Genomic DNA, 21,353 nt, shown 5'->3' with positions numbered 1-21,353 from the left:
AAAGACCGCCCATCGGGCGGTCTTTTGTTATGGGCGGATAGCAGCTTAGAGGCTCGGCAGCACCCCGGCCGGGATCAGATCGTTGTAGCTGGCACGCCCCAGCAGGGCGGCGGCAGCCTCGATGTCCGGCGAGAAGTACCTGTCCTTGTCATAGAAGCTGACCTCTTCACGCAGTCGTCCCTTGGCCAGCTCGATAAGCTCTGTGCTGCGCAGGGGGGCGCGGAAGTCCAGCCCCTGGGCGGCGGCGAGCAGCTCGACCGCCAGTATGCCGCGGGTGTTCTCCGCCATGTCCGCCAGACGGCGACCGGCGAAGGTGGCCATGGAGACGTGATCCTCCTGGTTGGCGGAGGTGGGCAGGCTGTCCACCGAGGCCGGGTGGGCCAGCGTCTTGTTCTCGGAGGCGAGCGCCGCCGAGGTGACCTGGGCGATCATGAAGCCGGAATTCACACCGCCGTTGTTGACCAGGAAGGCCGGCAGGCCCGACATGCGGGAATCGATCAGCAGCGCCATACGTCGCTCGGACAGCGAGCCGATTTCCGCGATGGCCAGGGCCAGGTTGTCGGCGGCGAAGGCCACCGGCTCGGCGTGGAAGTTACCACCGGAGAGGATCTCCTCATCCTCGGCAAACACCAGGGGATTGTCGGAGACCGCATTGGCCTCGCACACCAGCACCTCGGCGGCGTGGCGGATCTGGGCCAGACAGGCCCCCATCACCTGGGGTTGGCAGCGCAGTGAGTAGGGATCCTGCACCTTCTCGCAGTTGTGATGGGACATACCGATCTCGCTGCCATCCACCAGCAGGTGGCGGTAGCAGGCGGCGGCCTCGATCTGGCCGCGCTGACCGCGCACCTCATGGATGCGGGCATCGAACGGGCGGCGACTGCCCAGGGCGGCCTCCACGCTCATGGCACCTATGGTGATGGCGCCGGCGAACAGATCCTCGGCGTGGAACAGGCCTTCCAGCGCAAACGCCGTGCTGGCCTGGGTGCCATTGAGCAGCGCCAGCCCCTCTTTGGGTGCCAGAGCGATGGGCTCCAAACCCGCAATCTTGAGTGCAGTGGCGGCGTCGATCAGCTCGCCCTTGTGGCGGGCCTTGCCCTCCCCGATCAACAAGCAGCTCATGTGGGCCAGGGGCGCCAGGTCGCCGGAGGCGCCGACGGAGCCCTTCTTCGGCACCACAGGATAGACTTCGGCGTTGATAAGGGTCATCAGGGCCTCGAGCACCGTCAGGCGGATGCCGGAGAAGCCCCGCGCCAGCGAGTTGACCTTGAGCACCATCATCAGCCGCACGGTGGCGTCATCCATGTACTCGCCAATCCCGGCGGCGTGGGAGAGCACTATGGAGCGCTGCAGTTCATCCAGCTGCTCCACCGGGATGCGGGTGTTGGCCAGCAGGCCAAAGCCGGTGTTGATGCCATACACCACGCGGTTTTGCTCGATTACCTTGGTGACCACGGCGGCGGAGGCGTGGATCCCAGGCAGGGCGGACGAGTCCAGGCTGAGATGGACAGGCTCGCGGCTGACGCGGCGCAGGGTGGCGAGGCAGAGCTTGCCCGGTTGCAGATTGAGTTCAAACATCTTATTTCACCCCTTTGCCAGCTGTGTTCAGCATCGGCAGATCCAGTTTCGCCTCATGGGCACAGTTGATGGCAATCTCGTAGCCAGCGTCCGCATGACGCATCACGCCTGTGGCCGGGTCGTTGCGCAGCACCCGGCCGACCCGCTTGGCGGCGTCGTCGCTGCCGTCACAGACGATCACCACGCCGGAGTGCTGGGAGAAGCCCATGCCGACGCCACCACCGTGGTGCAGGGAGACCCAGGTCGCGCCACCTGCGGTGTTCAGCAGGGCGTTGAGCAGCGGCCAGTCGGAGACGGCATCGGAGCCATCCATCATGGATTCGGTCTCCCGGTTCGGGCTCGCCACCGAGCCGGAGTCCAGGTGATCGCGACCTATGACCACGGGCGCTTTCAGCTCGCCATTCTTCACCATCTCGTTGAAGGCCAGGCCCAGGCGCACCCGATCCTTGACCCCGACCCAGCAGATCCGCGCCGGCAGGCCCTGGAAGGCGATGCGCTCGCGGGCCATGTCGAGCCAGTTGTGCAGGTGGGGATCGTCCGGGATCAGCTCCTTCACCTTCTGGTCGGTCTTGTAGATGTCTTCCGGATCCCCGGACAGAGCCACCCAGCGGAAGGGACCTATCCCCTCGCAGAACAACGGGCGAATATAGGCCGGTACGAAGCCCGGGAAGTCGAAGGCATTCTTCACCCCTTCTTCCAGCGCCATCTGGCGGATGTTATTCCCATAATCCAGCGTGGCTGCACCGCGGGCTTGCAGGGTCAGCATGGCTTCCACCTGGCGCGCCATGGAGTGACGAGCCGCCTGGTTCACCTCCTGGGGGGCGGATTTTTGCAGCTCACGCCACTTAGGCAAGCTCCAGCCCTGGGGCAGGTAGCCGTGGATGGGATCGTGGGCCGAGGTCTGGTCGGTCACCACGTCCGGGGTGATGCCACGGGCCACCAGTTCGGCAAAGACGTCGGCGGCGTTGCCAAGCAGGCCGACGGAGATGGCGGTACCGCTACGTTTGGCTTCCTCGACCATGGCCAGCGCCTCATCCAGGCTGTGGGCCTTCTTGTCGACGTAGCGGGTCTTCAAGCGGAAATCGATGCGGGTCTCGTCGCACTCCACGGCAATCATGGAGAAGCCGGCCATGGTGGCGGCCAGGGGCTGGGCGCCGCCCATGCCACCCAGACCGCCAGTGAGGATCCAGCGTCCTTTCGGTTCCCCGTTGAAGTGCTGGTTCGCCACCGCGAAGAAGGTCTCGTAGGTGCCCTGCACTATCCCCTGGGTGCCTATGTAGATCCAGGAGCCGGCGGTCATCTGGCCGTACATCATCAGGCCCTTCTTATCGAGCTCGTTGAAGTGCTCCCAGTTGGCCCAGTGGGGCACCAGGTTGGAGTTGGCGATCAGCACCCGCGGCGCGTCCTTGTGGGTCTGGAACACCCCGACCGGCTTGCCGGATTGCACCAGCAGGGTCTGGTCGTCCTCGAGACGGGTCAGCACCTCGACTATCTTGTCGTAGCAGGCCCAGTTGCGGGCGGCGCGGCCTATACCGCCATAGACCACCAGGGACTGGGGATGCTCGGCCACTTCCGGATCCAGGTTGTTCATCAGCATCCGCAGGGGCGCCTCGGTCAGCCAGCTCTTGGCGGTCAGCTCGGTACCGCGGGGGGCACGGATTACCCGGCTCGGGTCGTGACGGGGATCCTGGTGTTGCACAGACATAGACACTCCTTGTTTATCAATGCAGCCGCCATGCGGGGGCACAGTGCCCCTGGCGAGTCGGCCGGCTACTTGGTTAGTTGATGGACCAGCCGGGCGGCCACGCGGGCGCTGCGGTTGTCCAGATCCAGACTCGGGTTGTACTCGGCCAGATCGGCGAGCCTGAGCTTGCCGCTGGCCCGGATATGGGCGATCAGGGGTTCGATGACGGCCAGCTCGACGCCGCGGGCGGCGGGGGCGCTCACCCCCGGCATGACGGCGCCGGGTAACACATCCAAATCTATGGTGAGATAGAGGTGATCGCAGCGGGCGATAAAGGCGTCCAGCCCCGCCAGCAACACCGGCAGCTCGGCCTGGGTCATCTCCTCGTCCAGCACATGCCAGACCCCCAGCGTCTCGGCGCGGGCAAAGAGCGCAGCCGTGTTGGCGGTCTCGGCCACCCCGAGGCAGGCGTAAGTAAAGGGCGTGCCCTGGGCGGCGCACTGCTCGGCGATCTGGAAGAAGGGGGTGCCCGAGCTTGCCTGCTCCTGCTTCATGCGCAGATCGAAGTGGGCATCGAAGTTGATGATGCCGACCCGGCCCTTGCCACCCAGATGGCGATTGAGGCCGCTCCAGCTGCCGAAGGCCACCTCGTGGCCCCCCCCCAGCACCAGCGGGAAGTGACCCAGATCCAGCGCACGGGCGACCCGCTCGGCCAGCCTGTCGTGGGCGGCATCGAGATCGCCGTCCTCGCAGGCCAGATCGCCGCCGTCATGGACGGGACGGCTCAGATGCCAGGCGGTGTTGGCGAGCAGCTTGCGCACCGCCAGCGGGGCAGCAGCGGCACCGACCCGCCCCTTGTTGCGGCGCACCCCTTCGTCACAGGCAAAACCGAGCAGCACCACGCCGGGCTCGCTGCCTGCTTGCCAGGGCTGTACCTTGTTGTGCCAGCGCAGGGCCAGTTCACCATCTTCCGGATCCTGGCGCCCCTGCCAGACCGACATGTCGGCCGCGTTGAACTTATCCATGGAGCGTCTCCTCCCCGTTGAGAACCCGGCTGACCAGCTGATCGACCCCGATCAGGTAGCTGATCTCCGAGGGGTGGGTGCAATTCCAGACCAGAAAATCGGCCTGCATGCCCACTCTCAGCTGCCCCAGACGCTCCTGCTCGCCGAGCGCCCGGGCGGCGTGGCGGGTCACCCCGGCCATGGCCTCGACCGGGGTCAGGCCGAACAGGGTGCAGGCCATGTTCATGGCCATGCGAAGGGAGACGATGGGGGCCGTGCCCGGGTTGATGTCGGAGGAGACAGCCATGGGCACCCCCGCCTTGCGCAGAGCGGCAACTGGCGGCAGCTTGGTCTCTTTGAGGAAGTAGAAGGCGGTGGGCAGCAGGGTGGCGACCACGCCACGGTGGGCCAGCGCCTGGATCCCGTCCTGATCCAGATACTCCAGGTGATCCACCGAGAGGGCACCGAAGTTGGCGGCGAGCGTGCTGCCCCCCAGGTTGGAGAGTTGCTCCATGTGCCCCTTCACCGCGAGATTGTATTGATCCGCCGCCAGATAGACCTGCTCGGTCTGGGCCAGGGAGAAGCCGATGTGCTCGCAGAAGACGTCCACCGCATCCGCCAGACCCGCCTCGGCGGCTGCCGGGATGATCTCCTGGCAGATGGTCTCGATCCAGGAGTCGGGATCGTCGCGGTACTCCGGCGGCACCGCATGGGCGGCCAGCAAGGTGGTCTTGACCCGGATGGGCAGCGCCTCCCCCAGCCGGCGGGCGACCCGCAGCATCTTGAGCTCGTCCGCCAGGGTGAGGCCATAGCCGGACTTGATCTCCACAGTCGTGACTCCTTCCCGGATCAGGGACTTGATCCTCGGCACCGCCAGCTCATAGAGCTGATCCTCGCTGGCCGCGCGGGTGGCCCGTACTGTGGAGAGTATGCCACCCCCCTTGCGGGCGATGTCGCTGTAGGGCACGCCCTGCTGGCGCAGCTCGAACTCCTCGGCCCGGCTGCCGGCAAAGATGAGGTGGGTGTGGCAATCGATGAGGCCAGGAGTCACCAGCCTGCCCTTCATGTCACGCCAGTGGGCGGGATGGGGTCCCTTGAGATCCTGCATGGGGACCAGGGCGTGGATCCTGCCTTCATGCACGCCGAGGGCATGGGGTTCCAGCAGACCGTAGTCCGCCAGATCGGAGCGCAGGGTGGCGGGTGTCACGTTGAGCCAGACCCGCTCGCAGTTCAACAGTTCCTTGTTCATACCGACCTCTAAATGTATATACAATAATTTATAGCCGATCTCTGACGAGAAAGAAAGGATCAAGTTCACATCTTGATAACAGCGGTTTCATTAGAGTTTAAGCACAAAAAAGCCCACCGAAGGGTGGGCTCTTAAAACAAGAAATGTATATACAATCAAGTCAATCGGGTCTTGGAGCTCAGCTTGTAGCGGGAGCCTGGCGAGAGCAGCCTGGCGTAGGAGACCAGGAAGCCATCCGACCAGGTGCGGCGATGCAGCAGCAGGCAGGGGGTATCGACCCTCACCTGCAGCAAGCCCGCCTCGCCGGCGCTCGGCAGCACAGCCTCCACCACGTGCTCCATCTCGGAGAGCGGGCAGACTTCCATCAGATAGCTGTTCGGCGTCTGTTTCGTGAAGTCCTGCTCCCCATAGCCGGGCAGGCGTTCGGCATCGACGAAACGCTCCTCCAGTTGCAGCGGCTCCCCATCGGCCTGATGGACGATGAGGCTGTGGAAGGTGGGCGCCCCGACCCGCAAACCCAGTCGTACCGCCACCTTCTCGTCCGCAGCCTGGCGCTGCAGGCGGATCACCCGGGCGCTGTACTGGCTGCCCCGCTCGGCGATCTCGTCGGCTATGTTGCGAATGGCCAGCAGCGGCGACTCGGCACGCCTGTCCGCCACGAAGCTGCCGGAGCCGGCGGTGCGATTGAGCCAGCCCTCGGCCACCAGTTCACGCAGCGCCTTGTTGACCGTCATCCGGCTCACGGCAAACTGCTCGCACAGGGCGGCCTCGGTCGGGATCCTGTCGCCTGCCTGATAGTGGCGTTCGCGGATCCCGTCCAGGATATGCTGTTTGATCTGCAGATAGAGGGCGGGTGCCACCAATGGGTTCCTCAGCGACGACGGTGAGGCGGACGCATGTCCGGCCAGGCACGGTAGACGTCCGGGATCTGATCAGGGCCGCTGATGCAGAGATCGAGATCGTGCAGCAGACCGTCCTTGATGCCGTAGATCCAGCCGTGCACCGCCAGCTCCTGCCCCTTGCGCCAGGCATTCTGGATGATGGTGGTGTGGCAGACGTTGGCGACCTGCTCGGCCACGTTCAGCTCGCACAGATAGTCGAAGCGCTCGTGCTCATCCTCGATGGCTTCGAGTTGTTCGCCGTACTTGAAATAGACATCCTTGATGTTGCGCAGCCAGTTGTCGATGAGGCCCAGCTCCTGGTTCTGCATCGCCGCCTTGACGCCGCCGCAACCGTAGTGGCCGCAGACGATGATGTGCTTCACCTTGAGCACCTCCACCGCGTATTGCAGCACCGAGAGGCAGTTGAAATCGGTGTGTACCACCAGATTGGCGACGTTGCGGTGGACGAAGACATCCCCCGGCAGCAGGCCCATCAGCTGGTTGGCGGGAACCCGGCTGTCGGAGCAGCCGATCCAGAGGTACTCGGGCGCCTGCTGGGCGGAGAGGGTAGCGAAGAAATCGGGATCTTCGGCCTTGATCCGTTCCGCCCACTCGCGGTTATTGGTAAACAGGTCGTTCAACAGTTTCACTTCTGCTCTCCCTAACTGTGGCAGTGGCGGCAACATACCATACACAAGGGTAACCAAGGCAAGGCCGACCAGATCCCGATGAAACAAAAACAGGGCCATCAGGCCCTGTTTTCTACAAGAGAATGCTCTCAGGCATCCATGGCGTCTTTCAGTTTCTTGAGCGGTTCACAGGCTCGGCGAATGCCCTCAGGCGGCCATCGCATCCTTCAGCTTCTTGAGCGCGTTCTTCTCAAGCTGACGCACACGCTCGGCGGACACACCGTAGTTGTCGGCCAGCTCCTGCAAGGTGGTCTTGCTCTCCTCATCCAGCCAGCGGGCGCGGATGATGTGCTGGCTGCGCTCGTCCAGGGTGGCCATGGCCGCACTCAGGCGACGGGTGGCGTGGCTGTCCCAGTTGTCATTCTCTATGGTGGCGGCCAGATCGGAAGACTTGTCTTCCAGATAATGGACGGGGGCGAAGCCACCTTCATCCTCATCGTCACCGACCAGATCGAAGGCCTGATCGTAGTTGCTCATGCGCGCTTCCATCTCGGTGACGTCCGCGGCAGAAACCCCGAGATCCGCGGCAACGGCCTGCACCTCTTCGTGATTCAGCCAGCCCAGACGCTTCTTGGACTTGCGCAGGTTGAAGAACAGCTTGCGCTGGGCCTTGGTGGTGGCCACCTTGACCATGCGCCAGTTGCGCAGCACATATTCGTGGATTTCGGCCTTGATCCAGTGCACGGCGAAGGAGACCAGACGCACCCCGACGCTCGGGTCGAAGCGCTTGACCGCCTTCATCAGGCCGATATTGCCTTCCTGCACCAGATCGGCCTGAGGCAGGCCATAGCCGGAGTAGCTCTTGGCCACGTGAACGACAAAACGCAGATGCGACATGACCAGCTGACGGGCAGCCTCGAGATCGCCACCCTGCTGCAAACGCATCGCCAGTTCACGCTCTTCCTCCGCGCTCAGCACGGGGATCGAGTTGACGGCTTGGATATAGCCTTCCAGACTACCTTGCGGAATCAGAGCCATAGTGCGTTGCAATGAAGTTCCCATGTTCTACCTCTTACTTTTCAATCGAATCAGTCTAACACCCTGAGAGGGCCTGTCTACCGACCGGGGGTCATTCTGCGGCCCACATCAAACATAAGTCAAACATCGGCCCCAGCATGAACCCGGGCTATCTTAGGCTGACGGGATGAATCATAAATGAACGGTCAAAAAAAAGGGGTCACAGTGAAGGACCCCTGAAAAGTAGCATGCTAAGTCCATTGTTGCGGAGCTCGCAACCTTCACATGCTTGCCAAGTCAGACGAGCAAGGCAGAGGGGCCACACCCGTATAAATTCTGTTGCACTAGATAGACTGTTTATAAATCAAAAGGTTCACAGGATCCAAATATGATCCTTGGTGCAGGCCTCATTCAGATTACTCTGAGAAAGTGGCCCGTGCCAGAAACGGGCCACTCTTTTACTTGATCCAGTTCGCAAAATCCAGCGCTTTAAAATGCTGACAAATTAATCAGGATGGTTCTATGTCGCGAATGTGTCTGTGCACCGAGAACCAGGACGCAATCAGCCCCAGCAAGGCCCCCAACAGTATGAGATTGAAGCCGTCGAACGCCCCCATCCCCACCAGCCGGAAGTTGCTGTTGTAAAGCCCCGCCAGCTCCTTCACCACCCCCTCGCTCCAGATCACCATGACCTCGGTCAGCCACCAGGCCAGCATGCCGCCGATCACCCCGAACCAGATGCCGGTGTAGAGGAAAGGACGGTGAATGAAGGCGTCGGTCGCCCCCACCAGCTTGAGCACTTCGATCTCGGATCTCTGGTTGAGTATGTTCAGACGCAGGGTGTTGCCGACGATCAGCAGCACGGCGGAGAGCAGCAGCACCGCTATGCCGGTGATGGTGTGGCGCAGCAGGTTCATGATCCCCTGCAGCCGGGTCAGCCACTGCAGATCCAGCTTGCCCTGTTCGATGCCGGGCTCATTCTCCAGCTTGGCGAGCAGCTCTGCGGCCCCTTCCGGATTCTGCCAGCGCGGATCCGGGATCACGCTCAGCACAGGCGGCAGCGGGTTGCTGTCGAGGTAGTCGAGAGCATCGCCGAAGCCGGAGATCTCGCGGAACTCCTTGAGCGCCTCGTCCCGGTTCATGTAGGTGACGGACTCCACCTCGGGATAGAGCAGGATCCGCTGCTTCATGTCGAGGATGCTCTGCTCCGGCAGATCCTTGCGCAGGTAGAGGGAGATCTGGGAGCTGGTCTGCCAGCTCCCTTCCACCACTTCGGCGTTTTTCAGCAGCACGTGGAAGCAGGAGGGCAGCGCCAGACTGACCCCGAGCACCGCCAGTGTCATCAGGGAGGCGAGCGGGTTGCGCCACAGCTCTCCCAGACTGGCAAAGGCCTGACGCACGTGATCCACGCCGTACATCATCAGACGGCGCAGCGGCGGCTGTTTATGACGAACAATAGCCATCAGAACTCCCTCCCCTGTCGAATATCGGCAACCTGATCCATCCGAGTGACCATAATCAGAGGGCACAGAGGGGGCTGTTTATGACGAACTATGGCCATCAGCTCTCCTCCTGCTCTTGGGAATACATGCGCCCGGCCTTCAGGGTCAGGGTGCGATAGCGCATGCGGGCGATCAGCCCCAGATCGTGAGTGGCAATCAGCACCGAAACCCCGAAGCGATTGAACTCCTCGAACAGGCGCATGATGTCCATGGAGAGCTGGGGATCCAGGTTGCCGGTCGGCTCATCCGCCAGCAGCAGGGGCGGCTTGTTGACGATGGCGCGGGCGATGCCGACCCGCTGCTGCTCACCACCGGAGAGCATGCGCGGCTGGTAACGCTCCTTGCCGAGCAGGCCGACCTTGTCCAGCGCCGCCGCCACCCGCTTGTTGATGTCGGCATGGCTGTAGCCATCGATCACCAGGGGCAGGGCCACGTTGTCGAACACGGTTCTGTCCATCAGCAGCCGGTGATCCTGAAAGATCATCCCGATCTGGCGGCGCACATAGGGGATCTGGCTGCGCTTGATCTGGCTGACGTCATCGCCATGGAAGAAGACGCGACCATCGGTCGGTCGCTCCATCACGCTGATCAGTTTGAGGAGGGTACTCTTGCCCGCCCCCGAATGGCCGGTCAGGAAGGCCATCTCCCCCTTTCGCAGGTGGAAGCTGACCTTCTGCAGCGCCTGATGACCACCGCTGTATACCTTGCTGACCTTGTCAAAACGAATCATAACGGTTCCCTGAGATTGACCAACCCCGACCGGGATCGAAGCATGGCACACTGACTCTTCGCGGCGACACCAGGCCTCGATGAAATGGCCGATCCGCAGCCACGCACCTTGGCGGCCTTATACCCTGACAGTGACAAGCCCCGACCTGAGTCGGGGCATGGAACACTTGCTCATCACGGCTGAGCTGACTCTTCGTGGCCGAACTCATTCCTCGCGGCTGAAGAGCGCCTCGATAAAGTCGTTGGCAACGAAGGGACGCAGATCGTCGATCCCCTCGCCCACCCCTATATAACGGATCGGGATCTGGAACTTGTCGGCCACCGCGAAGATGACGCCGCCCTTGGCGGTCCCATCCAGCTTGGTGAGGGTGATGCCGGTCAGGCCCACCGCCTCGCTGAACAGCTTGGCCTGGCTCAGGGCGTTCTGGCCTGTGCCCGCATCCAGGGTCAGCATGATCTCGTGGGGCGCCTCTTCATCCAGCTTCTTCATCACCCGCACCACCTTCTTGAGCTCTTCCATCAGGTTGCTCTTGTTCTGCAGGCGACCGGCGGTGTCGGCAATCAGCACGTCGGCACCGCGGGAGCGGGCGGCCTCGATGGCGTCATAGATGACGGAGGCTGAGTCGGCACCTGTGTGCTGGGCGATCACCGGAATGTTGTTGCGCTGACCCCACACCTGAAGCTGCTCGACCGCGGCGGCACGGAAGGTATCCCCCGCCGCCAGCATGACGCTCTTGCCGTCGGCCTGGAACTGCTTGGCCATCTTGCCGATGGTGGTGGTCTTGCCGACACCGTTCACGCCGACCATCAGGATCACGTAAGGCTTCTTGCTGGTGTCGATCACCAGCGGCTGCTCGACCTGAGTCAGCATGGCCCCCATGTCTTGCTTGAGCAGACCGTAGAGCGCCTCGGCATCCTTGAGCTGCTTGCGATCCGCGTGCTGCACCAGCCCTTCGATGATACGGCTGGTGGTATCCACGCCGAGATCGGCGGTCAGCAACTGAGTCTCCAGCTCCTCGAACAGCTCGTCATCGATCTTCTTGCCGCGGAACAGGCCGAAGAAACCGGAGCCGATATTCTCCTTGGTGCGCACCAGGCTGCGCTTGAGGCGAGCAAAGAAGCCCTCCCGCTGCGGCTTGTCCTGAGTATCGTCGTCCACCTTGGCGGCCAGGGGCAGGGCTGCCAGCGCGGCGGCATCTGCCTCCATCTCGGCGACCAGGCGCAGATCTTCCGCTCGCTGGGCCTCTTTGGCGATACGCGCCTCTTCAGCAGCCTGTGCCTCGGCGGCAATACGTGCCTCTTCCGCGGCACGAGCCTCAGCAGCAATACGTGCCTCTTCTGCAGCCTGCGCTTCTGCTGCAATACGCGCCTCTTCCGCAGCGCGGGCTTCGGCGGCGATGCGAGCTTCTTCCGCAGCCTCTGCCTCGGCGGCAATGCGGGCGGCTTCCGCAGCCTCTGCCTCGGCGGCAATGCGAGCGGCTTCGGCGGCTTGTGCTTCCGCAGCAACACGGGCGGCTTCGGCAGCTTGCGCCTCGGCGGCAGCGCGAGCAGCTTCGGCAGCCTGCGCCTCGGCGGCAATACGGGCGGCTTCGGCGGCTTGTGCCTCGGCGGCAGCGCGAGCAACTTCCGCAGCTTGGGCCTCGGCGGCAACGCGGGCGGCTTCGGCAGCTTGTGCCTCGGCGGCAACGCGAGCGGCTTCGGCAGCCTCTGCCTCGGCGGCAACGCGGGCAGCTTCCGCGGCTTGTGCCTCGGCGGCAACACGGGCGGCTTCGGCAGCCTCTGCCTCGGCGGCAACGCGGGCAGCTTCCGCGGCTTGTGCCTCGGCGGCAACACGGGCAGCTTCCGCAGCCTGGGCCTCGGCAGCAACACGGGCGGCTTCGGCAGCCTGGGCCTCGGCGGCGATCAGCGCCCCATTGACGATGACGGGCTCGAGTTCGGAGGCGGGTTCCTCCACCACCAGAGGGCCTTCGTCAGGGGTCGCCAGGGGCGCCTCGTGCGGTACAGCAGGGGCCTCGGTCAGGGAAACATCAGCGACGGGAGCGGGGGCAACGGTGGCCTCGGACTCGGCGACAGCCGGGGTGGCGTCAAGGGCCTGTGATTGGACGGCCTCAGCCTCTTCTTTCTTGCGGCCGAAACCCAGCCAGGAAAACAAACCTTTTGCCATCTAAAAAATACTCACTTCGTTGGCTGACTGCTAAGATAGCCGTCCCTCGGCGGGTCGGCATAAAAATGAACCGCCTTATACTACCACTTTATTTTCTGACGACGAAACGCGATGCCCAGAGTGAAATCCAGCCGTAACAGCCCGAACAAGAGCCCAGCCCCCCAGGGGCGAGCGGGCGTGGTAAGAATCATCAGCGGCCAGTGGAAGGGCCGTAAACTGCCGGTCAGGGATGTTGACGGACTCAGACCCACCACGGATCGCGTCAAGGAGACCATCTTCAACTGGCTGGCACCCCATGTCCGCGGTGCCCGCTGCCTCGACCTGTTTGCCGGCAGCGGCGGCCTGGGGCTGGAGGCGCTGTCGCGCTACGCCGAGCAGGTGACCCTGGTCGAGATGGACAAGGGAGCCGCCGAGCAGCTCAGGAAGAACCTGGCCGCCCTCGGCAGCCAGCAGGGCGAGGTGATCCAGGCCGATGCGGTGAGCTGGCTGCAAGGCCCGGCCACCCCCTTCGATCTGGTGTTCCTGGATCCACCGTTTCGCCGTGAACTGCTGCCCCAGGTGTGCGAGCTGCTGGAGCAGCGCGGCTGGCTGGCGCCGGATGCCCTCATCTATCTTGAACGGGAAAAGGAGATGAGCGATCTCCCCCTGCCAGCCAGCTGGCAACAGCTCAAGGACAAACAAGCGGGTCAGGTCTGCTACCAGCTCTATCTGCGGGATACCAAGGATGACGCCGCGGTTTGAATGCCAGGCGGGAGGGGAAATGGGCGATTGCCACTCCCTGTCAACTTGGACAACAGCAACAACTCAAGGACAAGCAGGCCGGTCAGGTCTGCTATCAACTCTATGTACGGGAGATAAGCGATGAAGCGGGTGTTTAATCTATTGGCGATGGGCGTGCTGCTGTTCTTCTGGCTCGGCGTGGTGCTCGCCCTGCTCGGCACGCTGCCGGGCAAACTGAACGGTTTTCTGCCGGTGTGCGGCGTCATAGTGATACTGATGCACTGGGTGCAGGCCAGCATGATCAAGGCCGCCTGCAAGCCCTACTTTGCCATCACCCGCCTCGAGTTCACCCAGGTGCTGATCTTCGGCGTGTTCGGCATGATGGAGATCCGCGCCAAGCTGCAGGCCATCATAGACGCCAGGCAGAGGGGAGAAACCCCGCCCCGGGCTGACTGACCCGAGACCGCCAGATCGAACCTGAAGGAGTGACATGTCACTCCTTCACTTTTTTCCCCAGGCTGATGCCGAGCTTGATGGAGAGCACGGCGAGCAGCAGCAGCATGGCGATCAGGGAGAAGAAGTTGCTGCCAAGCTCGGGGTACTGCACCTTGAGCAGCGCCGTGTGCCCGAACGCCCCGATGAAGAAGCAGAGCAGGATGCAGCTGGGGGTGTTGCCGACTATGGGCTCGTGGCGATAGTGCTGATAGAGCTGGTAGGCCGCCAGCAGCAGGGCGATCAGGGGGAAGAAGGAGAAGGGCACGACCGACTCGGTCAACACCGACAGGAAGGCATCACCGCAGATGCCGATGAGCAGGGCCAGCAACAGGGGCTTCTTCGGGATCGCGTTCGATTCATGCATGGGACTGTCCATCCTTGACTTAAGAGAGAGATTCGCGGCGCTTGCGGTTCTGGACCTCGGCGCCCATGGCGATCATCCGCAACTGGCTGATGGTGCGCTCCGACAGGGCCCGGCACTCCTCGGGGGTCATGTCGAGGGCGTCGGCACCGGCGCTGAAGACGATGGTGACCATGGCTTCGGCCTGGATGTAGGCCTCTTCCCGTGGCGCCTGCGTGGTCGCCTCCAGATAATCGGTCAACTCGGCGATGAAGTGCTGGATCTCGCGGGCCACCGCCTGACGGAAGGCCGCAGAGGTGCCGGAGCGCTCACGGAGCAGCAGCCGGAAGATGTTCGGGTTGTTTTCGACGAATTCCATGAAGGTCTGCACCGAGGTGCTGATGACGCTACCGCCACCGGCGATGCGCTGGCGCGCCTGGCGCATCAGCTGGCGCAGGGTCAGGCCGCCCTCGTCCACCAGCGTCAGCCCCAGCTCTTCCATGTCGCGAAAATGACGGTAGAAGGAGGTCGGCGCTATGCCCGCCTCCCTGGCCACTTCCCGCAGACTGAGGTTGGAGAAGCTGCGGTTGGCACAGAGTTGACTGAACGCCGCTTCGATCAGCGTACGCCGGGTCTTTTCTTTTTGTTGCGCGCGAATACCCACGAAAACAGTCACCTTGAGATTAGCGAGGCCAGATGATAACCCGAAGGCGGGGCCTGGATCAGGTTTGTCTCCGACTTTTTTACCATTGACCCGCATTCCGGCTCAATGGAGAATAGTGGACAGCTGTTCGCTGAATGGAGCCGAGTGAAATGGACCGCCCCCCGATCATCATGACCAACACCCTGCTGTTCGCCCTCTCCGGGCTGACGGCACTGATTGCGGTACCCTGGTACGGCCTGACCCATGGCTATGACCTCTGGCAGTGGGGCTGCTTCCTGCTGCTGTTCTGCTACTGCGGCATCTCCATCACCGCCGGTTATCACCGACTCTGGTCCCACAAGGCCTACAAGGCGCACCCAGCCCTGCAATGGATCTTCGCCATCGGCGGCGCCCTCGCCCTGCAAAACTCGGCACTGCACTGGTCGTCCGATCACCGCCGTCACCACCGTCACGTGGATGACAACCAGAAGGATCCCTACAGCGCGGGCCGCGGCTTCTGGTACTCCCACATCGGCTGGATGCTGCGGGAATACCAGCGCGAGATCTACCACGATTACAGCAATGTGCGGGATCTGCAGAACAACGCCGTCGTCGCCTTCCAGCACAGGCACTATCTGGCCTTGACCCTGGCCACCAACATCGGCATCCCGCTGCTGCTCGGCCTGATCCATGGAGATCTGCTCGGCATGCTGTTGCTGGCGGGGGTGCTGCGCATGGTGATGACCCACCACACCACCTTCTTCATCAACTCCCTGGCCCACATCTGGGGCAGCCAGCCCTTCACCGATCGCAACAGTGCGCGGGACAACGGCATCCTGGCCTTCTTCACCTTCGGCGAGGGGTATCACAACTTCCATCACCTGTTCGAGAACGACTACCGCAACGGCATCCACTGGTGGCAGTTCGACCCCACCAAGTGGCTGATCCGCACCGCCGCCTGGTGCGGACTGGCCGGGGATCTCAGATCCTGTCCAGAGGAGCGGATCGAGCAGGCCAGGCTGGAGATGCAGCTCAAACGCGCCCAGGCCAGGCTGCGCAAGGCAGAGGACAGGGAGCTGTGGCAGGCGCTGCTGCAGGAGGAGTACGACAAGCTGAGCCTGCAGATCCAGCACTACTACGCCAGCCGCAAGCTGTTGCTGGAGCAGCGCAAGCGCAAGGCGCTGGCCCGCTACGACAGGCTCAAGCTGCAGCTGGAGTATCGCAACCTGAGGGATGGCTTCCTCGTTGCCAAGCGCAACTGGAGTCGCCTGCTGGCCGGCATCGCCTGAGGCGGCTGACCGACAGACCTGATTGCCCAAGACCGCCCGCTGGCGGTCTTTTCATGGGCGTCTGACGATCCCTTGGCATAAAAAATGGGGCGACATTCGCATGTCACCCCCTCGCAAATAGCATGTTCCATATTGGGATCCGGCAATAACGGGGCTGATGCGCGTCACGGGTTTCCGCTCCCGATCCGCACTGCCAGCCAGAACACGCCGGCCGACCCACTCCCTTGCTGCCCTCACCCACACGGCAGACCAGCCGCCGTGTTTGTCCTTGCAACCGAAATACTACGCAGTTAAATAAAATAAAAAACCGTTATATGCGGCCCTGTATGCAAGCGAGGGCGCTGCATCAGGTATCGCCTATCGACATAAAGTGATTAAAAACAATACGATAAAATATCAATCCGGCTTTGGATGGCAAACGTTATCCTCGAAGGCGCACAAGGCTTTGCGAGATCTCGCACAAGCCGGGCTCCACTCACAGCCAGGGGCGCAGCGGCAGCCAGTCGCTCAGTCGCGCCAGCAGGCGCCGCAGCGTCGAGGGGGGCGCCACCACAGGATGGACCGCCGCCCGTTGCCAGCCGCAGAGCCAGTGCCGCAGCTCGGCACAGAGCGCCGGGCAGCTCAGATGCAGCATCAGCTCGGTGTTGAGCATCAGGGAGCGGGGATCCAGATTGAAGCTGCCGAGCAGCGCCTCCTCCTCCCCCATCAGGATCAGCTTGGCATGCAGGCTGCGCCCCTCATCCGACAGCTCGGCCAGCACTATGCCCTGCCGCTCCAGCCAGGGGCGGTGGCGCCGGTAGGCGCCATACACCAGGGGCACGTCTGTGCTGGCCAGGGAGTTAGTCAGGATTTCGATGCCGACCCCGGCCTGACGCAGCCGCTTGAGATGGCGACGCAGGCTCCGGGTCAGGATCAGGTAAGGACTCACCAACCGCAGCGCCCCCTGGTTGCCAGCCAGCTTGCGCCCCAGCCGGGGCGCCGTGGTCGGCCGGGAGATAAGCCCCTTGCCGGGCCTGTCAAACCAGCACTCTCCGACCCCCGGATGCCAACGCAAGGGAAGAGGCGCGCCATCAAACAGGCTGGCGGGCAGATCGTAGACCATGGCCACCGCCGGGTCGGTCAGGGTCAGCAGGAAGTCGTTCACCGCGCGGATCTCGGCGGGCAGCAGGGGGCGCCGCAACAGGCGCCGGATGGGGTGGCTCCAGCGGCTGCGCCAGAACAGCTCGAAGCCCTGCTCGGCCTGGCGGCAGAGGGGGCCGCGGCAGACCAGATCCAGATCGACGAAGTGAGGGGGCGCCCCCAGCCCGAAGTAAGGATCGCCGATGTTGCGGCCACCGATCACCGCCTCGTGGCCATCCACCAGCAGCAGCTTGTTGTGCATGCGGTGGTTGATGCGCCGGAAGCTGAGCAGGCCTTCCAGCAGCAGGGTCAGGGGGCGCCAACCCCTGAGCCAGAATGGATTGAACAGCCGCACCTCGATGCCGGGCTCTGCCGCCACCACCTCGAGGAAGCGGTTGTCGCCAGCATAGAGATCGTCGATGAGCAGCTGGACCCGGACCCCGCGCCGCGCCGCATGGAGCAACTCGGACAGCAACAGCTTGCCGCTGCTGTCCTCCTCCCAGCTGTAATACTGGGCCTGGATCCGGCTGCGGGCACCGCGGATCAGCTGGCAGCGAGCCTTGAGGGCGGCGCCGGGATCATCGAGCAGGGCAAATTCGGCGGGGATCAAGGGTCATCTCCTTGTCATGAGACGGTGGCATAACCCAGACAACAGCCCCGATTGCGGCGTGTCAAGGAGCCGATGATGGAAGTGCGCGACCACCCCTGCCTCAGCCAGAGACCCCAGGTCAGTCAGCCTGATCCCACTCCCGCCAGGCTGCTGACCCCCTGGTACCAGCAGCACAGGGATCAGGGCTGGGAAGCCCTCCCCTTTACCCCCGAGGATGGCCTGCCCGACCGGCACTGAGCACTCAGGGCTGGACCGCCTCCATGGCCTCTGTCTTGCCCTCCACCTGAGGCAGGCTGAAGCGGTAGGCCACGTAGTATTTGTAGATGGTGCCGACGTAGTTGATGGGGCCCTGGCCGACCTCGTTGGCCACCAGCTGCTCCACGTTGCCAAACCAGACATTCGGATCCAGCCCCCTCTCCCTGGCCTTGGCCTGCAACGCCTGCACCCGGTTCGGGCCTGCGTTGTAGGCCGCCAGGGCGAACAGGTGACGGTTGAGCCTGTCCATCCCGGGATCGTTGAAGTAGGTATCGAGAATGAGCCGCATGTAACGGCAGGCCGCCTCCACACTGCCTTCCAGGCTGGTGAGCCTGGCGCCGCGGATCCCCACCTCGCCCCCCGTGCTCGGCAGCAGTTGCATGATGCCGACAGCCCCGCGGTTGGAGCGGACATTGGGATTGAGCCCCGACTCCTTGTAAGCCAGCGCCGCCAGCATCAGCCAGTCGAGCTCATATTTGTCGGCCTGGGTTTCCAGTACCTTGCGGATGGTCGACAGCCGCCCCAGGGGATCCGGCGCCAGTATGTTGCTCATCTTGTCACTCTGGGCCAGCAGGCGACGCAGTGTCATGTCGCTGTAGAGGGTGCGTTTGCTCGACTCCGAGATATAGGCATTCACCGCCTTGAGCAGCTCGGGGCTGTTGTTGCGCAGTGCCCAGGCGCTGCGCCCCTTGTCCCGCAGCGGGATCAGCTTGTGGGCCTTGAGGCCCCCTATCATGTCGAGCCAGATCCGCCCCTTGAAACTGTCGGTGACGGTCAGCGGTATGATGCCAGCCGCCACCATCTCCAGCAGATCCCCGTCCTGCAGGTACTCGGGCACTGTCTCTATGTAGACGGGGGGCAGCCCCAGCTCGCGGAACAGCCAGTTGAGCTGATGCAGGCTCTCGTAATAGCTTGAGCTGGCCCGCACCCAGATCCGCCGACCGGAGAGCTGGGTGATGCGGTTGAAACCCGTCAGCTCCCGCTGGCTCACCACCCACTCCTCGATGGGCGAGATGAGCGGCTGGGAGAAGGTAACCTGCTCGCGCCGGGTCGGCGTCACCGTCAGGTTGGCCGCCACCAGATCCCCCCGCCCCTCGGTGAGGTAGTCCAGCAGCTTGTCCTGACGCACCGGGATATAGATGATCTTGAGCTTGAGCTTCTCCTTGGGGAGATAGGTCTGGTTCAGCCAGCGCTCGAAGCCTTGCAGTTGATTGACCAGGATGCCGTACTGGGCCCCCTTGTCGAAGAAGAAGAAGCCCCGTTCATAGACCACCAGGGCCCTGAGCTCCTTCTTTTGCAGTATGTGTTCGAGATCCCCGGGTTGGGGCAGGAGCTTGGGCTTGACGTCCGCGGCGCGCGAAGGGGCATCACCAGGCTGGGAACCGAGATCCGCCGCCAGCAGAGGGAGAGAGCAGAGGACCAGCAGGGCCCAAATCCATCGCATCATGAGGTAGCCACCTTCTGTTGGTCGACTCGCGCCTTGAGGGTTCTCGGCAGGACAAGGCCCGACACGCGGGACTCATGACGGGGTGCCATCATGGCACCTTCCTGCAGCGGAACTATTGGTGCCGGACTGAAACCGGATCGTCCGTGGGATAACTCACTATACAACGCAAAGAGAGGGAAAAGGCGAGGGGCAAAGCAATACGGCAGGCAAGCCTGCCGTCTCATCGGGGGGCTCAGATAGAGCGGGCACGCATCTCGAAAATCAGTTTCTCGGCGGTGCAGGTGAATTGCAGACGGGCCTTCAGGATAACGCCGTCGGCGCCCTGGGTCAGTTCGCTGTCGATCACGGCTTCGGCGGTCACCTGCTTGGCCAGCGCCTCATAGGCTGCGAGTTTGGCGCGGGCGTCGGCTTCTGCCGCAGCCTCGATCACCAGCTCCATCACATCGTCGCCTTCACCTATGATGGTGCCGATCTCGGCGAAACAGCCGCAGCTGTCGCAGGTTTCATTCAATTCCACTTTTTCGTCTACAGACATACTTCCACTCCTACTCATTTCGGATGTACTTCATCGTCACGCAAGGCTTTACGAAAATCCCTGATGGCGGTGCCCAGATCCTCACCGGTACCGGCCAGGCGTTTGCTGCCAAACACCACGACGACGACCACCAGCAGGATCAACAGATGCCAGATATGAATTCCACCAAGTCCCATAGGGCGACTCCTGACAGATAGATACCCGTTGCTTGTATCAAAAGAAGGCGCAACGATTGTTGGGCAAAATCAAGGCAGGCGCAAGTTGGCAGGAAAATCGTCAAAAAACATAAAAAGATACGGCGACCTTTGGCCGCCGTATGAGTCGGTGCTACTTGTCCCCTCAACCGCTACATCCTGTACCAGTCGCCATGAAGGCGAGAGACAGGTCGAGCATAGGGTCGCCAAGATATGAAAACAAATGGTATAAATTCATCTAAGAGTTGAAGAGGATTCATATCATGTTGCTGGAACAGCTCGGGCGCATAGATCTTAATTTGTTGATTATCCTGCAAGTCTTGCTGGAAGAGCGCAATGGCAGCCGGGCCGCCCGCCGTCTGCATCTGAGCCAGTCCGCCGTCAGCAAGGCCCTGGGTCGCCTGCGGGAGACCTTCGACGATCCCCTGTTCGTCCGCTCCGCCTACGGGCTGGATCCCACCCCGCGCGCCCTCGATCTGCAGTTGCAGTTGCAACCCATACTGCTCTCCCTGGACAACCTGATCCAGCCCCCCGCCTTCGATCCCGCCAGCACAGAGCGGGAATTCGTCATCGCCAGCATGGACAGCGCCTTCACCCTGTTCGCGCCGCTCTACCTGAGCGAGCTCAAGCGCCAGGCACCGGGGATCCGGCTGCGCTACGAGGAGTGGACAGAGCACAGCCTGACCGAGATGAGCCAGGGTCAGGTGGACATCGCCTTCACGGTGCGGGAGAACTGCATCAACTCGGATTTCAGGCTGGATACCCTGCCCAACGCCATCTGCCAGCGACTGCTCGCCATCGATGACCTCACCTGCCTGGTGCAGCGGGATCACCCGGCCCTGCGCGAACCCGAGTGGGATCTCCCCCGCTACCTGGCCTACCCCCATGTGCAGACCTATTGCGAGGGACGGGATCGCTGGATGCTGGATCACAAGCTGGCAGAGCAGGATCTCTACCGCCGGATCGAGGCGACTGTGCCCTCCTTCGAGGCGGCGCTGCGCATGGGCATGCACTCGGACATGATAGTGACACTCTCCCGGCTCTATGCCCGCCACGCGACCCAGGTCTATCCGCTGGTGCCGCTGCCGTTGCCCATCGCCCTGGACAGCATCTCCCACCTGCTCATCTGGCATCAGCGCCACGAGGAGGATCCGGGACACCGCTGGCTGCGGGAGACCTTGCTCACCCTCATCATGGGCAAGCTGGAGGCCCCGGCCGGAGACCCGTCCCGCCCGGACGAGGCGCTGGCCGTCATGGACGCACAATAAG

The 21,353-nt window shown here is 62.9% G+C and carries 21 protein-coding genes; 5 read left to right on the top strand and 16 right to left on the bottom strand.

The window, feature by feature from the left end:
• Window positions 1–45: 45 nt before the first annotated feature.
• From hutH to ftsY, 10 genes are all read right to left on the bottom strand, one after another.
• Complete coding sequence (gene hutH, locus ACF2JD_RS19065; RefSeq protein ID WP_395949324.1) at window positions 46–1,578, bottom strand: histidine ammonia-lyase; 1,533 nt, start codon at window positions 1,576–1,578, stop codon at window positions 46–48.
• 1 nt (window position 1,579) lies between these two features.
• A complete protein-coding gene (gene hutU / locus ACF2JD_RS19060; protein WP_440987973.1) occupies window positions 1,580–3,283 on the bottom strand; it encodes a urocanate hydratase in 1,704 nt (567 codons plus the stop codon).
• A gap of 65 nt (window positions 3,284–3,348) precedes the next feature.
• Window positions 3,349–4,287, bottom strand: coding sequence for a formimidoylglutamase (gene hutG, locus ACF2JD_RS19055; protein ID WP_440987972.1), 939 nt, complete (start codon window positions 4,285–4,287; stop codon window positions 3,349–3,351).
• On the bottom strand, window positions 4,280–5,515 hold the full coding sequence (gene hutI, locus ACF2JD_RS19050) for an imidazolonepropionase (RefSeq protein ID WP_162627246.1): 1,236 nt from the start codon (window positions 5,513–5,515) through the stop codon (window positions 4,280–4,282). Before hutI ends, hutG begins: the two co-directional genes overlap by 8 nt.
• A gap of 155 nt (window positions 5,516–5,670) precedes the next feature.
• Entirely contained in the window at window positions 5,671–6,375 is a 705-nt protein-coding gene (hutC, locus tag ACF2JD_RS19045) for a histidine utilization repressor (RefSeq protein WP_106887812.1), read from the bottom strand.
• An 11-nt stretch (window positions 6,376–6,386) separates the two neighbouring features.
• Window positions 6,387–7,046 (bottom strand): carbonate dehydratase, encoded by a 660-nt coding sequence (gene can / locus ACF2JD_RS19040; RefSeq protein ID WP_025325422.1) that lies wholly within the window; start codon window positions 7,044–7,046, stop codon window positions 6,387–6,389.
• 186 nt (window positions 7,047–7,232) lie between these two features.
• Window positions 7,233–8,087 (bottom strand): RNA polymerase sigma factor RpoH, encoded by an 855-nt coding sequence (gene rpoH, locus ACF2JD_RS19035; protein ID WP_025325421.1) that lies wholly within the window; start codon window positions 8,085–8,087, stop codon window positions 7,233–7,235.
• Between the two features lie 464 nt (window positions 8,088–8,551).
• Window positions 8,552–9,505 (bottom strand): permease-like cell division protein FtsX, encoded by a 954-nt coding sequence (ftsX, locus tag ACF2JD_RS19030; RefSeq protein ID WP_005323432.1) that lies wholly within the window; start codon window positions 9,503–9,505, stop codon window positions 8,552–8,554.
• 97 nt (window positions 9,506–9,602) lie between these two features.
• Window positions 9,603–10,274, bottom strand: coding sequence for a cell division ATP-binding protein FtsE (gene ftsE, locus ACF2JD_RS19025; RefSeq protein ID WP_025325420.1), 672 nt, complete (start codon window positions 10,272–10,274; stop codon window positions 9,603–9,605).
• Between the two features lie 204 nt (window positions 10,275–10,478).
• Window positions 10,479–12,437 carry a signal recognition particle-docking protein FtsY gene (ftsY, locus tag ACF2JD_RS19020; protein WP_440987971.1) on the bottom strand — a complete coding sequence of 653 codons (1,959 nt, stop codon included), beginning with the start codon at window positions 12,435–12,437 and terminating at the stop codon, window positions 10,479–10,481.
• 111 nt (window positions 12,438–12,548) lie between these two features.
• Between ftsY and rsmD the strand changes: the two genes are divergently transcribed.
• Window positions 12,549–13,178, top strand: a complete 630-nt coding sequence (gene rsmD, locus ACF2JD_RS19015) for a 16S rRNA (guanine(966)-N(2))-methyltransferase RsmD (RefSeq protein ID WP_440987970.1) — start codon at window positions 12,549–12,551, stop codon at window positions 13,176–13,178.
• A gap of 120 nt (window positions 13,179–13,298) precedes the next feature.
• Window positions 13,299–13,613 (top strand): DUF1145 domain-containing protein, encoded by a 315-nt coding sequence (locus ACF2JD_RS19010; protein WP_025325417.1) that lies wholly within the window; start codon window positions 13,299–13,301, stop codon window positions 13,611–13,613.
• Between the two features lie 37 nt (window positions 13,614–13,650).
• Here the strand turns inward: ACF2JD_RS19010 and ACF2JD_RS19005 are convergent, their stop codons facing one another.
• Together ACF2JD_RS19005 and fabR are read right to left on the bottom strand one after the other, a co-directional pair.
• On the bottom strand, window positions 13,651–14,016 hold the full coding sequence (locus ACF2JD_RS19005) for a YijD family membrane protein (protein ID WP_111910783.1): 366 nt from the start codon (window positions 14,014–14,016) through the stop codon (window positions 13,651–13,653).
• A 19-nt stretch (window positions 14,017–14,035) separates the two neighbouring features.
• Entirely contained in the window at window positions 14,036–14,656 is a 621-nt protein-coding gene (gene fabR, locus ACF2JD_RS19000; protein WP_025325415.1) for an HTH-type transcriptional repressor FabR, read from the bottom strand.
• Window positions 14,657–14,805: 149 nt separating this feature from the next.
• Here fabR and ACF2JD_RS18995 point away from each other — a divergent pair, with 149 nt between their 5' ends.
• The gene (locus ACF2JD_RS18995; RefSeq protein WP_106885215.1) at window positions 14,806–15,924 is read left to right on the top strand and encodes a fatty acid desaturase; all 1,119 of its coding nucleotides are present in this window, start codon (window positions 14,806–14,808) and stop codon (window positions 15,922–15,924) included.
• Between the two features lie 475 nt (window positions 15,925–16,399).
• On the opposite strand, the gene ACF2JD_RS18990 is transcribed toward ACF2JD_RS18995, so the two are convergent.
• Window positions 16,400–17,653: a phospholipase D-like domain-containing protein gene (locus ACF2JD_RS18990; RefSeq protein ID WP_440987969.1), complete on the bottom strand. Its 1,254-nt coding sequence runs from the start codon at window positions 17,651–17,653 to the stop codon at window positions 16,400–16,402.
• Between the two features lie 75 nt (window positions 17,654–17,728).
• On the opposite strand from ACF2JD_RS18990, the gene ACF2JD_RS18985 reads away from it, so the two are divergent.
• Window positions 17,729–17,890 carry a hypothetical protein gene (locus ACF2JD_RS18985; RefSeq protein ID WP_394294426.1) on the top strand — a complete coding sequence of 54 codons (162 nt, stop codon included), beginning with the start codon at window positions 17,729–17,731 and terminating at the stop codon, window positions 17,888–17,890.
• Window positions 17,891–17,894: 4 nt separating this feature from the next.
• Here the strand turns inward: ACF2JD_RS18985 and ACF2JD_RS18980 are convergent, their stop codons facing one another.
• The 3 genes from ACF2JD_RS18980 to tatA form a co-directional block, all read right to left on the bottom strand.
• Window positions 17,895–19,355 (bottom strand): MltF family protein, encoded by a 1,461-nt coding sequence (locus ACF2JD_RS18980; protein ID WP_163137361.1) that lies wholly within the window; start codon window positions 19,353–19,355, stop codon window positions 17,895–17,897.
• Between the two features lie 232 nt (window positions 19,356–19,587).
• Window positions 19,588–19,890: a YfcZ/YiiS family protein gene (locus ACF2JD_RS18975; protein ID WP_042650556.1), complete on the bottom strand. Its 303-nt coding sequence runs from the start codon at window positions 19,888–19,890 to the stop codon at window positions 19,588–19,590.
• Window positions 19,891–19,904: 14 nt separating this feature from the next.
• Window positions 19,905–20,066, bottom strand: a complete 162-nt coding sequence (gene tatA / locus ACF2JD_RS18970; RefSeq protein WP_205642680.1) for a twin-arginine translocase TatA/TatE family subunit — start codon at window positions 20,064–20,066, stop codon at window positions 19,905–19,907.
• Between the two features lie 281 nt (window positions 20,067–20,347).
• Here tatA and ACF2JD_RS18965 point away from each other — a divergent pair, with 281 nt between their 5' ends.
• The gene (locus tag ACF2JD_RS18965) at window positions 20,348–21,352 is read left to right on the top strand and encodes a LysR substrate-binding domain-containing protein (protein ID WP_404839832.1); all 1,005 of its coding nucleotides are present in this window, start codon (window positions 20,348–20,350) and stop codon (window positions 21,350–21,352) included.
• Window position 21,353 lies beyond the last annotated feature (1 nt).

It is taken from the genome of Aeromonas ichthyocola (assembly GCF_046087985.1).
Taxonomy (GTDB): Bacteria; Pseudomonadota; Gammaproteobacteria; order Enterobacterales; family Aeromonadaceae; genus Aeromonas; species Aeromonas rivipollensis.
This window is presented reverse-complemented; position numbering and strand designations above follow the sequence as displayed.

Bases quoted from the DNA above. Each gene is read 5' to 3' on its own strand.
- ACF2JD_RS18965 (WP_404839832.1), top strand. From the start codon at position 20,348: ATGTTGCTGGAACAGCTCGGGCGCATAGATCTTAATTTGTTGATTATC.
- rpoH (WP_025325421.1), bottom strand. From the start codon at position 8,087: ATGGGAACTTCATTGCAACGCACTATGGCTCTGATTCCGCAAGGTAGT.
- ACF2JD_RS19005 (WP_111910783.1), bottom strand. From the start codon at position 14,016: ATGCATGAATCGAACGCGATCCCGAAGAAGCCCCTGTTGCTGGCCCTG.
- hutI (WP_162627246.1), bottom strand. From the start codon at position 5,515: ATGAACAAGGAACTGTTGAACTGCGAGCGGGTCTGGCTCAACGTGACA.
- rsmD (WP_440987970.1), top strand. From the start codon at position 12,549: ATGCCCAGAGTGAAATCCAGCCGTAACAGCCCGAACAAGAGCCCAGCC.
- tatA (WP_205642680.1), bottom strand. From the start codon at position 20,066: ATGGGACTTGGTGGAATTCATATCTGGCATCTGTTGATCCTGCTGGTG.
- ACF2JD_RS18975 (WP_042650556.1), bottom strand. From the start codon at position 19,890: ATGTCTGTAGACGAAAAAGTGGAATTGAATGAAACCTGCGACAGCTGC.
- hutH (WP_395949324.1), bottom strand. From the start codon at position 1,578: ATGTTTGAACTCAATCTGCAACCGGGCAAGCTCTGCCTCGCCACCCTG.
- ACF2JD_RS18985 (WP_394294426.1), top strand. From the start codon at position 17,729: ATGGAAGTGCGCGACCACCCCTGCCTCAGCCAGAGACCCCAGGTCAGT.
- ACF2JD_RS18980 (WP_163137361.1), bottom strand. From the start codon at position 19,355: ATGATGCGATGGATTTGGGCCCTGCTGGTCCTCTGCTCTCTCCCTCTG.
- ftsY (WP_440987971.1), bottom strand. From the start codon at position 12,437: ATGGCAAAAGGTTTGTTTTCCTGGCTGGGTTTCGGCCGCAAGAAAGAA.
- hutU (WP_440987973.1), bottom strand. From the start codon at position 3,283: ATGTCTGTGCAACACCAGGATCCCCGTCACGACCCGAGCCGGGTAATC.
- ACF2JD_RS19010 (WP_025325417.1), top strand. From the start codon at position 13,299: ATGAAGCGGGTGTTTAATCTATTGGCGATGGGCGTGCTGCTGTTCTTC.
- ftsX (WP_005323432.1), bottom strand. From the start codon at position 9,505: ATGGCTATTGTTCGTCATAAACAGCCGCCGCTGCGCCGTCTGATGATG.
- hutG (WP_440987972.1), bottom strand. From the start codon at position 4,287: ATGGATAAGTTCAACGCGGCCGACATGTCGGTCTGGCAGGGGCGCCAG.
- ACF2JD_RS18995 (WP_106885215.1), top strand. From the start codon at position 14,806: ATGGACCGCCCCCCGATCATCATGACCAACACCCTGCTGTTCGCCCTC.
- ftsE (WP_025325420.1), bottom strand. From the start codon at position 10,274: ATGATTCGTTTTGACAAGGTCAGCAAGGTATACAGCGGTGGTCATCAG.